This is a genomic window from Cellvibrio sp. pealriver (assembly GCF_001183545.1).
In the GTDB taxonomy this organism is placed as follows: Bacteria; Pseudomonadota; Gammaproteobacteria; order Pseudomonadales; family Cellvibrionaceae; genus Cellvibrio.
Genome location: NZ_KQ236688.1, coordinates 882,376 through 898,969 on the forward strand (window position 1 = coordinate 882,376; position 16,594 = coordinate 898,969).

A 16,594-nucleotide genomic window follows, 5' to 3' on the forward strand; every position below is an offset into this window, starting at 1 on the left:
GATTGGCTGTATTGCAAAGATTAACAGGTGAGTTCTTTAATGTATATATTTAATTGTTAACAAAAATGGCGCATGTTACACTTAAGTCATGGTTTCTATCGAAGCGGTGTGTGTTCTGCAGATCTGTCCGGATGCACCAGAATAATTGAAGTCGTTCTATTGGAGGGCGGCGATAGCCTTGCGGTAGGTTGATTTAGTCGGTGTTTATGGGCTGGGCGATCAGTTCAAATAATAACTATTGAGTGGTAATTAGATATGCAGAGAGCAAATAGAAACGCATTTTTCTTTTCCTTTATTGTGGCTCTGGGTGGATTTGTATTTGGCCTGGATATAGCGCTGATTTCCGGCACCATTAAATACATTATTGCTGAATTTAATTTAACCGCTTTTCAAGTGGGTGCCATTGTTGGTGGTTCTACGGGGCTTGGGTCAATTGTTGCGCTTCTTTGTGCGGGTTATTTTTGTGAGCGATTTGGGCGTAAAAATACCCTGTTGTTCATTGCTGCATTGTATTTAATCTCTGCGTTGTGGTCGGCATTTGCTGTTAGTTTTGAGACGCTTTTTGCTGCGCGCTTTTTGGGTGGTTTAGCCTTTGCCTCGCTTACGCTTGCGTCAATGTACATTGGTGAAATTGCTCCGCCAGACTTGCGCGGTAAATTGGTGGGCCTGAATCAAATGAATATTGTGGTGGGGATTTTTATTGCGCAGCTATTAAATTTCTACATAGTGACCGTAATTAGTTCGCAACCGGCTTGGGCAAATTGGATTGGTTTGACCGAGCTGACCAGTTGGCGTTGGATGTTAGGGTTGGAGATTTTACCTGCGCTGGTTTGGTTTTTATTGCTCTTTTTGATTCCGGAGAGCCCGCGTTGGCTGGTGATGAATGGTAAGAAGCATAAGGCGGAAGCGGTAATTGTCAAAATTGCACCCGCTGACATGGTTGCCCAGCAATTTAATCAGATTTGTGACAACTTAAAAGGTGCTGAGCATTCGCTGAGTATAAGTGAGCAGTTGGGTTTGTTGTTTAAATCCAGGTTGCGTATCGCGCTTTTTATTGGTGCTGGTGCGGCCATGCTGCAATCTTTATGCGGTATGAATGCTGTTTTAGGTTATATGCCATTTATTTTTTCGCAGGTGGGCGGTGGCGATGCAAGCGCCTTTCAGCAAACCGTGTGGGTTGGTGCTATAGGCTTATTTTTTACCTTCCTGGCGCTGGTGATGATTGATCGCATGGGGCGCCGTCCTATTTTGCTCTGGGGTTCCGTCTGGGCTGCTTTGAGCATGGGTGTGGTGACTTATTGTTTTGCGGGGGCGACTTATATGTTGAGCGCAGAATCTGTCGCAGCCTTCGCTGATCGGATTGATACGTCACTATTGGCCCCTATGTTTGGGGTTGAGTACGCCAGTGATCTGGAATTTAAACGGGCATTGGTGACTCATTTGGGATCGACAGCGCTGGGTTCACTGCAGGTTGATTTGCTCAATATGGCTGCGCATATGCAGGGCGTGCTGGTGTTTATTGGATTAATTAGTTTTGTGGCGGCATTTAACTTTTCCCTGGGACCTGTCATGTGGATTTTGTTTTCCGAAATATTTCCTACGCGCATCAGGGGGGTTGCCATTCCTGCTTGCGCGCTGGTCTGTACACTCTTTGGTGGCGTGTTGGTGCCTACATTGTTCCCGTGGCAGATAGAGGTTCAGGGTGTTGCGGTCACATTTTTGATTTATACCTGCTTTTGCGTGTTGGGTGCTATTTTTGTTCTAAAAATGGTGCCGGAAACCAAAGGGAAAAGTTTGGAGGAAATCGAGAGTCAACTTGTCGCCGTCAAATAAAACCCTAATTGTTGACCGCCGCTGCTTTATCTCTTCTGTTTCATCTCTTATCGCTCGCCAGATGTAGGCAAAAAGTGCCGCCATCTGGCTGTATTGGCAAGTATTACCTCGCACTTTAGTGGTTTTCTATCGTTATTGCATTTCCGTATCCTCCTTTTGAAATTATCAGACTTTTCTTCTTTACAAGTGTTTGTCCTGAGTGTAGATTGTTAACAATAAACAAATGCATCGGGATAGATCTATGCTAAATACAATTTCTTGCGTGAGTCATAATGAGCTCTCTGCAACACACATCAAAGCCGTCAAAGTTGAATACTACCAAGTGCCATTAGCCGAGGTGTTATCCGATGCAAAACACGGCGACCACACCTGTTTTGAATTGTTGGTGTGTCGTATCTATTGCCAGGATGGCACTGAAGGTGTTGGTTACACCTATACCGGAGGTAAGGGGGGACGAGCTATTTATTCACTTTTGGATGATGAACTCAAACCAATACTGATTGGCCGCAATGCATCGGATATTCATGCAATTTGGGAAGATTTAGGCTGGCACCTGCACTATGTGGGGCGCGGTGGTTTGGTTAGTTTTGCTATTTCTGCGGTCGATATCGCCCTGTGGGATATTCGTTGCAAGCGCCTGAATTTGCCGTTGTGGAAATTGGCGGGTGCCGCTAGTAATAAAACCCGCTGTTATGCGGGCGGTATTGATTTGAATTTCACCGAACAGAAACTATTGAAGAATATTGATAGTTATTTGAATCGCGGTTTTAACGCGGTAAAAATTAAAGTCGGTAAAGATAACTACAAAGAAGATGTTGCTCGCGTTGCTGCAGTGCGTGAGTTAATTGGTAAACACACCACCTTTATGGTTGATGCCAATTATTCAATGACCGTTGAAAAAGCTATCCGTTTTGGCCGGGCGATAGAGCAATACGATATCACCTGGTTTGAAGAGCCAACCATTCCCGATGATTATGCCGGTTATGCACGTATTGCGGACAGCATTAATATTTCATTGGCGATGGGTGAAAACCTTCATACTGTTCATGAATTTACCTACGCAATTGCACAGGCAAAATTAGGTTTTTTGCAGCCCGATGCTTCCAATATTGGTGGTATTACTGGCTGGTTGAAAGTTGCTGAATTGGCCTATGCCCATAACCTCCCTGTATGTAGTCACGGCATGCATGAGTTGCATGTTTCTCTCGTTGCTAGTCAGCCGCACGCAGGTTACCTCGAAGTTCACTCCTTCCCTATTGATGCCTATACCACTCGCCCAATCGTTATCGAGAGTGGTTTGGCTGTCGCATCAGATGAGCCGGGAACCGGTGTGACATTCGATGAAAAATTATTACGTCCACATTTAATCAAACAATCCTGAGGGGATCGAAATTATGTTAGCTGCTCAATATGTTGGTAATAAAGGCTTTCAGGTTGTTGAAGGTCAAATGGTTACTCCTGCTGCGGATGAAGTGCGTTTGCAAGTAGGGTTTGTTGGTATCTGTGGAACGGATATGCACATTTATCACGGTGTTATGGATCAGCGCGTTGCACCGCCGCAAATTATTGGCCATGAAATGTCGGGCACCATTGTTGAGATGGGGGCAAATGTAAAAGGTTTTGCCATTGGTGATCGCGTTGTTGTGCGTCCACTCGATTATTGTGGCGAGTGTCCTGCTTGTACTGCAGGTCACAGCCATGTGTGCCACAAATTAAAATTTATGGGTATCGATAGCCCAGGCGCTTTCCAAAATTCATGGACTGTAAAAGCGCGCACTTTGCACAAACTGCCTGACAATATCGATCTAAAACAAGGCGCATTGATTGAGCCACTTTCTGTAGCGGTGCACGATATTTCCCGTGCGCGCTTAAAGGATGGTGAAAAAGCGGTGGTTATTGGTGGCGGCCCCATTGGTCAGCTAGTTGCGCTGGTGGCAAAAAGTGTTGGCGCTGACGTCATGATTTCGGAAGTGAATCAGGTGCGCAATGAATTTGCCCAGAAGAATGGTATTAAAACCGTTAATCCACTTGAACAAGATTTGGATGCAGCGGTTAAGGAATGGACTAACGGCAAGGGCGCAGATGTTGTGTTCGAAGTGTCTGGCGTGAAAGCGGCGATAGAAGCTATGACCAAGATTGCCTCAGTGCGCGGCCGTATTTGTATGGTGGCGATTCACTCGCAAAAGCCTGAAGTGGATCTGTTCCAATTCTTCTGGAAAGAACTTGAATTAGTGGGCGCGCGCGTTTATGAAGCGGCTGACTTTGATATGGCCATTGAGTTGGTTGCATCCGGTAAAGTAAAGCTGGAGCCATTCATTAGTTCGGTATCTAGCCTGAACAACATTGGCAGCGCTTTTGCAAGCATGGATAATAATCCTGCTGGTATGAAAGCCCTTGTGTCTTGCGCGGAGTAATCACGGTTATGTTGGAACAATTTAGCTTAAACGGTAAGGTCGCGTTGGTTACTGGTTGCAAGCGCGGCATTGGTAAAGCAATGGCTGTGGCTCTGGCAGAGGCAGGGGCAGATATTATTGGTGTATCTGCATCGCTGGAGTTGCAAGGCTCAGAGATTGAAAAAGCGGTAACGGCTACCGGGAAAAAATTCAGCGCTTATCAATGTGATTTTGGTAATCGCGACAGTCTTTATGCGTTTATCGAAAAAGTAAAAGCAGAGCATCCGGTGATTGATATTCTGGTCAATAATGCCGGTACAATTTTGCGCGCCCCTGCCGCTGAACACAGCGATGAGTATTGGGATCAGGTGATCAATGTGAACCTGAATTCACAATTTATTTTGAGCCGTGAAATTGGCAAAACCATGCTTGCGCGCAAAAGCGGGAAAATTATTTTCACCGCGTCATTGTTAACTTATCAAGGTGGCGTGACTGTGCCTGGCTATGCCGCGAGTAAAGGTGCTTTAGGTCAGTTGGTGATGGCGCTGTCGAATGAGTGGGCATCACAGGGTATTAATGTGAATGCCATTGCGCCCGGTTATATCTCTACCGATAACACTGAAGCTTTGCGCAATGACAAAGATCGTTCTGCGTCTATTCTTAGTCGTATTCCGCAAGGCCGCTGGGGCACGCCGGAAGACTTTAAAGGCCCGGTTGTCTTTTTGGCATCAAGTGCCTCTAACTATATGAACGGCAGCACCGTGTTGGTTGACGGCGGCTGGATGGGGAGATAAGCACCATGAAAAATGATCTCAATTTTATTAATGGTCAATATGTGCCATCAAAAGCTGCTGGGCATATTGCTGTTTACAGCCCAAGTACGGGTGCTGAAATTGGCCGCATCCCGGAAGGATGTAAAGAGGATGCGCAGGATGCATTAGAGGCAGCACAGGCAGCACAAAAGTCCTGGGCTGCCCTCACAGCGCGTGCGCGTGCAACATTGCTGCGTAAATTCGCTGAGGCCATTCGCAATGAAACTGAATTACTTGCCACTATGTTGGTGCAAGAGCAGGGTAAGTTGCTCGATGTGGCGCGAGGTGAAGTGACTGCAACTGCTACGTTTATTGAATACGCCTGCGACAATGCACTCACTATTGAAGGTGATATTTTGCCTTCCGATAAACCCAATGAAAAAATTTATATCCATAAAGTGCCGCGCGGTGTTGTCGTGGCGATCACTGCTTGGAACTTTCCGCTGGCCTTGGCTGGCCGTAAAATTGGCCCGGCATTAATAACAGGCAACACTATTGTTATTAAACCGACTCAGGAAACCCCATTAACCACTCTGGAATTGGGTCGTATTGCCAATGATGTGGGCATTCCGGCGGGCGTGTTAAATATAGTGAATGGATCTGGTTCGGTGGTAGGGCAGCATTTGTGTGAAAGTCCGATCACTCGTTTAATCACCATGACCGGAAGTACCCGAGCTGGCCAAATTATTTATAAGGCCAGTGCGCAGCATCTAACCCCTGTCATGTTGGAGTTGGGCGGAAAAGCCCCTTTTATTGTGATGGAAGATGCGGATTTGGAATTGGCGTCTGAAGAGGCACTTTGGACGCGTTTTGCCAACTGCGGGCAAGTTTGCACCTGTGCTGAGCGCTTGTATGTGCATGAGAAGGTGTACGATGAGTTTGTTGCCAAGTTTGTACCCAAAGTGAAGGCATTGGTAGTGGGCGATCCTATGAACCCTGCAACGCAAATGGGCCCCAAGGTTAATCGCCGTGAAGTCGAGCAAATTGATGGTTTGGTCAAACGAGGTTTGGCGCAGGGGGCGGAATTAGCTTGTGGCGGTAAACCCGCGGTAGTGCCTGGTTTTGAACAGGGCAATTGGTACGAGCCTACGGTTCTGGTCAATGTGAAACAAGATAATGTTTTAGTTCATGAAGAAACGTTTGGCCCTATATTACCAATCGTGAAAATTAGCAGTATCGATGAGGCCATCGCTTATACCAATGACAGTGAATACGGTCTGTCGGCCTATTTATTTACTCAGAGCCTGAACTACATTCATCGTTCTATCGCAGAAATGGAAGTAGGTGAGGTCTATGTCAATCGTGGTATTGGCGAGCAGCATCAAGGTTTCCATAATGGCTGGAAGATGAGCGGCGCTGGCGGTGAAGATGGCAAGTACGGTTTGGAGCAATATTTGGAAAAGAAAACTGTTTATTTAAGTGAGAAATACTAGTCGTTAATCTGCCGTTTTATAATGGGCGGGCTCAATGGGTAGGTGTGCTTTTTGGAAACAAATAGTCGCATCTACCCATTGTCATATGCAGGGATTATTGTCTAATGTCTGCAAATAGCTTAGCCTTATATTATTCTCCAATAAGGCTATTTGCGAAAAGGTCATCCAGATCATGAAAGAAACAAAAAAAATCATTCCGGTTAGGGATCAAATTGCAGAACAAATTCGTTCGGATATTATTTCGGGTGAAATGGCTCCGAATGCTAAGCTCAATGAAGTTGCGTTGGCTGAGCGCTTTGGTGTGTCCCGTGGTCCGGTGCGCGATGTGTTGTTACAGTTGACTAAAGAGGGGCTGTTGGTAGCGAAAAACAATTGTGGTGTGTCCGTCAATGGTTTGCTGTCACCTGAACTGCAAGAGTTAATGATAGATATACGTACCCGAATTGAACTGTATGCAGTGAAAAGCCTGAAAGGTAAGTTAACAGAGGAGGATTTTGATGCGCTAGATGGCATTCTAGACCGTTTGCAAGACGCCTTTGATCGTGAAGACTATCCAGAAGTGACCAAAGCCGATATGGACTTCCATCGCTATTTAGTTATGAAGGCCGGGGGGGAGGAGTTGGTAAACTTATGGCAGCCAATTATTTTGCGGATGCGTATGAATTATAAACGTATCAGTAAGCCAGTTGATTGTGTAGATGAGCACAGGGCTATTAGCGATGCTTTGCGCAGCGATAATATTCGTGAGGCCACTGCTGCGCTTAAAGCGAATATTCGCTAAGTTAAATTGGCTAATAAATTAAAAACTACCTGAGCTTAGATTGCGTTTTACCTGTTAATGCAGGTGGCAATTAGAGTTCAGGTTTTTTTACTTAAGTGTTTAGTTGAATATTACCGATGACCGCTGGTCATAAAACGCCAGACTCACAACTTGCTCAAGTTCGATTATTGAGTCAGTCGTGGGTCTGGCGTTTTTATTTCCGTAAGGATTTCCAGTAATTATTGAATGGGAGGAATTTTACTGCGGCGCTGATAGAGCGATTTATTCACTCGCTTGGCTGCATCTACCATGGGTTGATAGGGGATGTCGGTATTGCTTACCCAGCCTACGTTGTAGTTTTCGCCATCGTAGGCGCGGCCGGTGACTGGGTCATCAATATATTGGAACCAATGCGCGCCGACCATGTAAGGGTTGTCGATTACGCTATTCATGTAATTTTCATACATTTTTGCGCGGTCGGTTTGGTCGGCGGCAATGACTAAACCGGGGTGATAGAAATCTGTATCCGACGTTGAGCCTATGTGGTACTCGCCGATGATGGTGGGGAAATCCAAGTCTTTCAGAAATGCCCAAGTGTCCGGGTGCATGCCTTCGCGATAATTATTAAAGCTCAATACATCGCTGTATTTTTTTGCGGCGGCGACCACTTCAACCGGCATACCCCATTCGGCGGCGATTCTTACACCCATGTACATATGGTTGGGCAGGGCGTCTTTAATTTCGCTGCTGACAATACGGAAATAAGTTTCTGCGTAATCGGCGTAGAGCATAGAAAAATCTGCGCGAGAAGCATCATTCAACTTATCCATAGTGATGCCAGTTGCAAAACTTGACCATGAATCAATCTTCGTTCCCCAGGCTTGGTTAAGCGTCGCTATATCACCGTATTTTTTGGTGAGCAATTGGGTAAATTGTTTTTTAGCAGGGCTTTCATCGGAAGTTCTGCTTAATGCGTAGTAGACAGCGCCGAAGTGAGCGCGGTCATTTTTCATCGAGCCCCAGCCTTTTTCATTATCAACAAATACACCGACACACCAAGGTGTGTTTTTTACTTCGCGACCAATTTGTTTGATGGTCAAATGTGCGCGACGTTTAAATTCCGGATCATAAACATCGGGTAGTGGCGACCAATAGTCTTGCCCGGAATAGATCACTTTAAAGTCGCCGATAATCCAACCGTTGGCAAAAAATGGCATGCGTTGATTGTCGTAAAACATGGGATCAATCCAGTTGCCGAATGAGGTGAAGCCCCAATCCACCATGCGATCCAAAGTGACATCGCGCCAGGTTTTTATGTAGGAATTAGGTGAGCTTTGGCCATAACGACGCTCTAAGTTAGCCTTGTAAAAACTATAAACTTCACCGTGTTCGATCACACCTTGGTGTACTGTGCGACGGTAGCCATAGTGTTCGCCCAGCTCGTGATCGTAGGGGGGCAACCATTCAAACATTTCGCGGCGCAAGGGCGATGCAAGAAAGCGGGAATTTAAGGATTTTTTACCGACCGGGATAATGTCGCGCGAGTCTTCCGGGGTTAATTCTTCGGGATCTATTTTGCGCACGCTGGCATCGTTGAAATCGTAACCGGTGATGGTTTCAAGGTTGGCCATGCGCACATTGGCGATAGCGCTGGAAAAAAACAAATAGCCTTCCGGGTCTACCATCCACCAGCGGCCATCCACTTTTGCAGTACGGAAATAGCCTGTGCCTTCCAATTTAGGGCCTTTACTCCAGCCACCAAAACGTGATCTGTCTTCCGGTTGTTTGGCATTGGCCAAACTGGCTAACTCGGCGTCTGCCGCTGCTTTTAATTGTTTTTCTGAATGAATTTTAGTGGGGTAATCTTTTTTAGCGGCTTGGCCAAATTTATCGACTATCCCTACCAGATATTCCGGATCTTGGGCGGGATTAACACGCAGCTGAAGGTTGTCCACAATTAGGATGTTGGTTTCAAACTGGGCGTAAGCTTTGAAAATAATTTTAGTGACTTGAGTGAAATCAAAATCGCGATCGCCTGAGCGCCAGGCTAACTTTTCTTCGCTGGTTTGCCATGCTGGTGGGGTTTCGCGCATACCGGTTTGTGCATTGGCAACACGCCCGGTTAAAGGGGCATAAAAACGAGCTGATTGACCTGCATCAATCACTGCGCTGCGCTCTTGTTTGCGGCCTTTTGCATCCATTAATGTCAGCCAAAATTGAAACGATTGACTGCCTGGATTGGTAACATCCAGTGCCAGATTTAAATCACCTGCGTATTCCCAATTCCAATAACCTTGCGCGGGAGTAGGTAGCTCAATTGTGGATTCCTCGCGCGGCTCGAATACCAGTTTTAGTGCTTTGCCGTATTTTTCTTCTTGCCCGGTTATCAAGCTTGCCTTGACATTATTTGCTACAGCTCTATTCAGCGAAAAGCTATCAAAGTTTTCAATGCTACCTAGTGGCGAATTTTGATTGGCGACGCAGCCGAGTGACAACCCCGCCAGAGTGCCAGCAAGCATCTGCTTGATTAAACGTAGTTGATTTTTTTTCATTTTTATCTCCTCTTTTTGGTTGGTAGTGGCTCGCGTGATCTTTCAGAGAGTTGGATTCTTCTTAGCTAATGGTAATTATGTCAACAATTTACAATGTAAGGTTTTGTAAGTTGCGTTAATTTATGGACAACCTAAAGAACTCTTGATTATTTAAGATTGTATACAATATTATGTTAATTGTATGCAATATGAGGCGCAATGATGGCGTTGGTAGATACGGAATTGGCTTTTTCGGTGCTCCTGGGGCGGGAGCAGGGGCTGGTAGAGCAAATATTGGCAGATATCGCCCTGGGAACTTTTGTAAGTGGTAATCGCTTGGTTACGGCTCAATTGGCCGAGCGCTATGGAACCGGCGTAAACCCAGTGCGCGAAGCCCTTAAGCAGCTAGAAGGTGAAGGGTTTGTGACCTCGCAAAAAAATAGTGGTGCGCGTGTGGCAAGTTTTGAATACACCAGCATGCGTGATCTATTTGAGATTCTGCAATTGCTTGAACCGTATTTTATGGCTTGGTTTGTGGATCATTACAGCGATGAAAATGTGGCACAGCTAGATCAATTATTGCAGCAAATGCGTGGTTTAACGGCTAATGACCGGGTGGGATTTTTGCATTTAGATAATTTATTTCATTGGGAAATGTATCGCCATCACTACAACAAAAATGCACTAAAGATCTGGAAAACAAAGCGACTAATGCTGCTTGCGATGCATGGAAATTTAGCAGTCAGTCGTACGCGTATTGAGCATTCAATTAGTGAGCACCAGCAGATAATTGAGGCATTGCGCGCGGGCAAGGGGGCGCAATCAGTGCAGGCATTAGCGTTACATTTATCTTCCAGTGAAGATTACTGGTCAAAATTAATTCGTTAATACAGAGCAAAGAATGAACATAGTGGATATTAAAACCTATGCTTTTTGGCTGGGGTTTCGCAACGTCTGTTTGGTTAAAGTGGAGACCGATGAGGGTATCTATGGCTGGGGCGAGTCAGGCTTATCAGGGCGTGAAAAAGCGGTAATAGGTGCTATTGAACATTTTAAACAATTTCTGATTGGTCGTTCGGCATTAGATATAGGTGCACTGTGGCAAGAGTTGTATCGGAGCCATTATTTTGAAGGTGGGCGAGTATTGGCTGCTGCAATTTCTGCCCTGGATATTGCTCTGCACGATGCCTGCGGAAAATATCTGAAGGTGCCTGTATATCAGTTGCTGGGTGGCAAGCAGCGCAACAGCATTCCGCTGTTTGTTACTTCTACCTTGGATTTTGGACCCGCTTTTATTGACCATCTACTGCAATTACAAAGTGATGGTTGGCAAACTATTCGGGCGACTACCGGTGAGCATGGTGTAAGTCATAGGTCGACTGTATTTGACGTGCGTAAATCGATTGCTAAATCATCCCATTGGCTCACGCAGGCACGCGAAGCTTTGGGGAGTGAAATAATGTTAGGGGTGGATTATCACCACCGTTTGAGCGTGGCCGAAGCGGCTTCTTTTTGTCAGCGGATGCCAGCAGGCACTTTGGATTTTATTGAAGAACCTATTCGCGATGAATCCCCTGCGGCCTATCAAGCGTTGCGCACTATGGTAGATGTACCCTTCGCTATTGGTGAAGAGTTCACCAGCAAGTGGGATTTTTCTCGCTATTTGGAGCCGCTGTTAACCCAGTTTGCTCGCGTAGATATTTGTAATGCGGGTGGTTTTACTGAGGCGATGAAAATTGCCGCGTTATGTGAAACAAAATATGTGGACATGATGCCACACAATCCACTTAGCCCTATTTGTACTGCTGCCTCCATTCATTATTGTGCCGCTATTTCCAATCTCGCGAGTTTGGAATTGTCGCCTTACGACGGGAACATGTCTGAATTCGATCGCATTTTTACTCATCGCCCGCTCGTGCAAGCTAATGGTTTCAGTATCCCCACTGGCCCGGGCTTAGGTGTGGATGTTAATGAGCAATTAATTAAAAATCTTCCCTTCAAATATTGGGAACCACCGCGACTTATAAAACCGGATGGCTCCTATACCAATTGGTGAATAAAATAATGCAAAAAAATGCATCTGCAAGTAAAAGTGGAATTTTGATTCTGCTGTTTTTAACAGTAGTTATAAATTACATGGACAGAACCAATATATCGGTTGCTGCCAATGCTATTGCGCAAGATCTTGAATTAACTAAAGTGCAAATGGGAGTTATCTTCTCGGCATTTGGTTGGACTTATTCAATTATGCAAATTCCTGGTGGATTATTGGTTGATGCACTGCGCATTCGAATTTTATATCCCATTATTTTGGTTGCCTGGTCATTAGCGACTTTAGTTCAAGGTGTTGTAAGTAGTTTTGCCGCTTTGGTGGGGTGCCGTATGGCGATTGGTTTATTTGAGTCGCCATCCTATCCCGCTAATAACAAAATTGTGACGCAATGGTTCGCAGAGCAAGAGCGTGCTGGCGCTATTGCTGTTTATACCTCAGGCCAATTTATTGGGTTGGCATTTCTAATGCCTGTTTTAGCGTTCATTCAAGATTTATTTGGCTGGCGCGGGTTGTTTATTATTTCAGGCTTAATCGGAATTTTTTGGGCACTGGTATGGCACTACTTTTATCGTGACAAAATAATTCAGTCTACTGCTTCGGTCATATCATCACCGGCTACAACAAAAAAAGAACCCATCGAAATACCTTGGGGCAATATCAAATTAGCTTTCTCCAATCGTAAACTTTGGGGGATTTATATTGGTCAGTTCTGTTTGGGTGGAACCTTAATTTTTTTTCTAACCTGGTTTCCTACCTATTTAGCCGAATATCGTGGCTTGAGTGATTTAAAAACTGGAATTTATGCGTCTATTCCGTTTTTATTTGCTTTTTGCGGCGTTCTGTTTGCTGGGTTTCTATCAGACTATTTGGTGCGGAGTGGAGTTTCTACTGAGGTTTCAAGAAAGGCGCCTATTATTCTTGGCTTTATATTATCTGCCAGTGTTATTGGTGCAAATTATGTCGATAGCATTGCCTGGGCAACTTTTTTCCTATCAATCGCTTTTTTTGGTAATGGATTAACCTCTATCGCCTGGGTTTTTGTGTCACTGCTTGCTCCGCAAAAAATGGTGGGGTTAGTCGGCGGATGCTTCAATTTTATTGGTGGACTTTCAGCCGTTATGGTGCCGATTGCAATTGGTTATTTGGTGCAAGATGGTGACTTTAAGCCTGCGCTATTATTGATTACCGGTTTGGCATTGGCAGGCTTATTTTCCTATGTTTTTTTGGTGGGAAAAATTGTTCCCATATCAGCCGTTAATCTGGAGAAATAAATTGAGCATTACATTTTTTGGTGAGCTTATGTTGCGCTTAACCCCAGCGCAACCACAGCAGCGGCTCATGGTGGCACAGCAATTGTCGGTAGATTTTGCAGGGGCTGAGGCGAATGTTGCGGCCGCCTTGGCGCGGTTAGGTGTGGCGACGGATTTCATTACGAAATTGCCAGACAACCTAATTGCGGAACAAGCTATTGCCAGTCTCCATCGCTGCGGTATAGCCACAAATAATGTGTTGTTCGGTGGAGAGCGCATGGGGACCTATTTTATCGAATTGGGTGCTTCGCTTCGTCCAACGCGAGTGATTTATGATCGCAAATATTCCGCTATTTCAACCATCGTTGAAAATGAATTTAATTGGAATGAAATGTTGCAGAGTAAACAGCGATTGCATTTGAGTGGCATAACGCCGGCACTTTCAGAGCAGTGTGCACTGGAGACAATCAAAGCTGCAAAAATTGCACATGGCATGGGGGTCAGGGTAAGTTTTGATCTCAATTTCAGACGCAGTCTTTGGCCAGAGCCGGCATTTGCCAAGCACTATTTTAAACAAATTATGCAGTATTGCGATTTGGTATTTGCCAATGCAGGTGTTATCAGTGATGTATTTGAATATCAATTTTTTAATTCTGATGTACTTGTAGAAGCTCAGGCTGTGGCTGAATTTTTAGGTGATGAATTTAATGTAGATGCCGCCGTTACTAGCCGTATTCATCACAGCGCTTCAGTTAATTCGCTCACTTCACTGTTAAGGAAAAATGCCGACTCGTTTAAGAGTACCGAGTTGCGGGTAGATATCCTTGATCGATTAGGTACAGGGGATGCATTCGCCGCGGGAGTTTTGTATGGCTATCAGCAAGCCTGGTCAGCGCAGCAAACTATTGATTTTGCCAATGCCGCCTTTGCGCTGGCGCACAATTGTTATGGCGATCAGGCTTGGATGAGCGAGGCAGAAATTAATGAGGTGGCGCGGGGTAATACTGCTGGTTATGTGGTGCGTTAATTCGTGTTTTGTTGAGCGCAAGTAATAGATGCAGCCAAAGTCTGAGGCTGCTGGGTTAATAGTGGAATACATCGATGAAGTTTGAACGAGTCAACAAGTTACTTGCCGAAAAGCTAATTGTCATTTTACGAGTAAAACACTCCGAAGATATTATTCCCATTGTGCAATGTTTGGCGGCTGCGGGAATAAAGGCATTAGAGGTGACTGCCAATACGCCCAACTTTTGTGCGGCGATTAGTCGTATTCGTAGCGAGTTTCCTGAGGTTTTGGTAGGGGCGGGTACTATTACCAATGTATTGCTTGCGCAGCAAGCGATGGCTGCGGGCGCCCAATTTTTAGTGACGCCGAATACCAGTTCGGCGGTTGTAAAGGTTGCTCATGAGCAAGAAGTTCCAGTGGTGATGGGAGCATTCACACCAACGGAAATTGTGGCTGCAATTGAAGCGCAAGCTGATATTGTTAAACTATTCCCGGCTGAGCCAATGGGCCCTGATTATTTAAAGTCTCTGGCTTTTGGGCCATTTAACGACACGATTTTTTTCCCGGTCGGTGGTATTAATGAGCTCAATGTCGAGCGCTGGGCGAATTCAGGTGCTAAAGGAATCGGTGTGGGTGGGAGTTTGGCTGCGCCGGTGCGTACACCAGAAGAAGCGCAGCGCTTGGTTGAACGGTTAAAAACACTAATAAAAAAAGTTGCCACATTATTTTAATGACAGGCTCATTAAGGTGTCGTGGGCGGTAATAAACAAAGTTTTTTCATCGCTGGAAAGTGTGCAGTTGGCGGTGAGTTTTTCAGTGTGAATTTTAGCGAGCACTTCACCCGCCGGAGAAAAGACCCACACGCCACCGGGGCCTGTCGCAAATAAAATACCGGATGAGTGTGTTGCCATGCCGTCGGGAACGCCTTGGTGTTTGGCATTGTTTTTGAATTCACTCGCATCATAAAAAACACGTTTGTTCCGTGTGTTTCCCTGCTCATCCAGATCGTAGGCTAACCAATGGGGCTGCTCTGGATCTGATACACCTATGTACAGGGTCTTCTGATCAGTTGAGAGGCCAATACCGTTGGGAAATTTCACTTGATCATCCAGTAGTGCCAGTTCTCCAGAGTTGGTAACTTTGTAAATCCCCTGAAATCCTAAGGCTTTACGTTGGTCGCTCATGCCACCTGCCAAGCCGTAGGGTGGGTCAGTAAAGTATAAATTTCCGCTGCGACTGAGCACGGCATCGTTAGGGCTGTTGAGCCGTTTTCCTTGAAATTCACTGGCAATACTTTTGTACTTTGGGGCAGGGTGATTTAATGGAGTAGTCATAAGTGCAACGCGCCGGTCGCCCTGTTGCAATAGAATTAATTCCTGTTTGTTATTGAGCAGCAATCCATTGGAGCCGCCATTGTCATCGCCAGGGAAGAGTGCAGTTGCACCAGCGGGCTCTAAATAGAGCAGAGTTCCTGTGCCGGGTTGATATTGCATAATACGATTGTTGGGGATGTCAGAGAATAAAAGCGCGTGTAATTTATCAACCCATAAGGGCCCTTCAGTCCAACGAAATCCATCGGCGCGAATAAAGATTTTTTGTGCTGGATCAATTAACTGCAAGGCGCGACTATCGATAATCTCAATTGATCCTATTGCTTGATTTAGTTCCGGGGCGAAGTACCCTTCGGCTTTTTCCTGTTTTTTTAGCGTGCAGGCGGTAATGGCGAAAGTCATGATAAAAAGCGTTGTAATTAGGTTAAGCCGTTTCATTTTTCTTACCTTGTAAGCGATTGTTTTTTAAATCGATAAGTCGTTGGAATTGTTTTAATGAATGGATAATTAGCTGTATTGGGGCTAAAAAATGTTGCTCTTTTAGTTGGTTTATTTCCTTTTCACTTAAACTATTTAATCTGTCGGTGTTGACAGTATAGATACCTTCGTAACTAAAAATTGATCCATCGTTAAAGGCGATATTAATACGCGCCGCTTCCAGCAATTGATGGTTTAGTAGTTGGGTAATAAATGCTTTTGTCAGTATTTCACTGGGTGTTAATTGGCTCAGCAATTCATTGATGGAATTTAAGTAAGCGGTCGGTGTGCCGTCGCTATTAAAGAGCGGCTCTCCCTGTGTGTGGCTAATACGTTTGCTCTGGGTGTTGATGCTAATAAAACCATCGTTGCGTGCTTTGCTAGGTTTTTCAGCATTTTCAGTTGTGTGGTGGCGCCCAACAATAAATGGCTGACGTTGGATATGCAGTGGAATGTAATTGGCGTCCCATATATTTTTATCTAAATAGAGGTTCTCTTCGGGTGCAAAACCTAATAGGGAATATAGATTAAATTGACCTGTGTCTGGATCTTTCATAAAGCACAGGGGATATTCATGGGCTAAATTTTTTAGCTCATGGATCAACACCGGAATGTTATTAATATTTTCACCGTATTCAGCGCCACGCCCGGTAATGACTTTCAGTTGAGCGTGTACTGGGTAATTCAATATTTCAATGGAGTTACTCATAGGTGC

General features: G+C 45.2%; 14 protein-coding genes. 11 read left to right on the forward strand and 3 right to left on the reverse strand.

From position 1 onward, the window contains the following. The first annotated feature begins 255 nt into the window (after positions 1-255). From VC28_RS03575 to VC28_RS03600, 6 genes are all read left to right on the forward strand, one after another. Entirely contained in the window at positions 256-1,833 is a 1,578-nt protein-coding gene (locus VC28_RS03575; protein WP_049629441.1) for an MFS transporter, read from the forward strand. Between the two features lie 241 nt (positions 1,834-2,074). Then, complete coding sequence (locus tag VC28_RS03580) at positions 2,075-3,214, forward strand: mandelate racemase/muconate lactonizing enzyme family protein (RefSeq protein ID WP_049629442.1); 1,140 nt, start codon at positions 2,075-2,077, stop codon at positions 3,212-3,214. 13 nt (positions 3,215-3,227) lie between these two features. Then, positions 3,228-4,247: a (R,R)-butanediol dehydrogenase gene (locus tag VC28_RS03585; protein WP_049629443.1), complete on the forward strand. Its 1,020-nt coding sequence runs from the start codon at positions 3,228-3,230 to the stop codon at positions 4,245-4,247. An 8-nt stretch (positions 4,248-4,255) separates the two neighbouring features. Next, positions 4,256-5,020 carry an SDR family oxidoreductase gene (locus VC28_RS03590; RefSeq protein ID WP_049629444.1) on the forward strand — a complete coding sequence of 255 codons (765 nt, stop codon included), beginning with the start codon at positions 4,256-4,258 and terminating at the stop codon, positions 5,018-5,020. Positions 5,021-5,025: 5 nt separating this feature from the next. Continuing rightward, positions 5,026-6,471 carry an aldehyde dehydrogenase gene (aldA, locus tag VC28_RS03595; protein ID WP_049629445.1) on the forward strand — a complete coding sequence of 482 codons (1,446 nt, stop codon included), beginning with the start codon at positions 5,026-5,028 and terminating at the stop codon, positions 6,469-6,471. Between the two features lie 172 nt (positions 6,472-6,643). After that, on the forward strand, positions 6,644-7,252 hold the full coding sequence (locus tag VC28_RS03600) for a GntR family transcriptional regulator (RefSeq protein ID WP_049629446.1): 609 nt from the start codon (positions 6,644-6,646) through the stop codon (positions 7,250-7,252). A 218-nt stretch (positions 7,253-7,470) separates the two neighbouring features. Here VC28_RS03600 and VC28_RS03605 read toward each other — a convergent pair whose 3' ends face one another. After that, a complete protein-coding gene (locus VC28_RS03605) occupies positions 7,471-9,783 on the reverse strand; it encodes a beta-galactosidase (protein WP_049629447.1) in 2,313 nt (770 codons plus the stop codon). Positions 9,784-9,981: 198 nt separating this feature from the next. On the opposite strand from VC28_RS03605, the gene VC28_RS03610 reads away from it, so the two are divergent. The 5 genes from VC28_RS03610 (at position 9,982) to VC28_RS03630 (ending at position 14,802) form a co-directional block, all read left to right on the forward strand. Then, positions 9,982-10,650: a GntR family transcriptional regulator gene (locus VC28_RS03610; RefSeq protein WP_049629448.1), complete on the forward strand. Its 669-nt coding sequence runs from the start codon at positions 9,982-9,984 to the stop codon at positions 10,648-10,650. 13 nt (positions 10,651-10,663) lie between these two features. Next, positions 10,664-11,818, forward strand: coding sequence for a mandelate racemase/muconate lactonizing enzyme family protein (locus tag VC28_RS03615; RefSeq protein WP_049629449.1), 1,155 nt, complete (start codon positions 10,664-10,666; stop codon positions 11,816-11,818). A gap of 8 nt (positions 11,819-11,826) precedes the next feature. Beyond that, positions 11,827-13,086: an MFS transporter gene (locus tag VC28_RS03620; protein ID WP_049629450.1), complete on the forward strand. Its 1,260-nt coding sequence runs from the start codon at positions 11,827-11,829 to the stop codon at positions 13,084-13,086. After that, positions 13,031-14,092 (forward strand): sugar kinase, encoded by a 1,062-nt coding sequence (locus VC28_RS03625; RefSeq protein WP_255355999.1) that lies wholly within the window; start codon positions 13,031-13,033, stop codon positions 14,090-14,092. The genes VC28_RS03620 and VC28_RS03625 overlap by 56 nt, the downstream gene beginning before the upstream one ends. A 74-nt stretch (positions 14,093-14,166) precedes the next feature. After that, positions 14,167-14,802 (forward strand): bifunctional 4-hydroxy-2-oxoglutarate aldolase/2-dehydro-3-deoxy-phosphogluconate aldolase, encoded by a 636-nt coding sequence (locus VC28_RS03630; protein ID WP_049629452.1) that lies wholly within the window; start codon positions 14,167-14,169, stop codon positions 14,800-14,802. Here the strand turns inward: VC28_RS03630 and VC28_RS03635 are convergent. After that, positions 14,794-15,840, reverse strand: coding sequence for an SMP-30/gluconolactonase/LRE family protein (locus tag VC28_RS03635; protein WP_231591633.1), 1,047 nt, complete (start codon positions 15,838-15,840; stop codon positions 14,794-14,796). The two genes, VC28_RS03630 and VC28_RS03635, sit on opposite strands and share 9 nt — an antisense overlap. Next, positions 15,827-16,588 carry a SapC family protein gene (locus VC28_RS03640; protein WP_049629453.1) on the reverse strand — a complete coding sequence of 254 codons (762 nt, stop codon included), beginning with the start codon at positions 16,586-16,588 and terminating at the stop codon, positions 15,827-15,829. The genes VC28_RS03635 and VC28_RS03640 overlap by 14 nt, the downstream gene beginning before the upstream one ends. Positions 16,589-16,594: the final 6 nt, after the last annotated feature.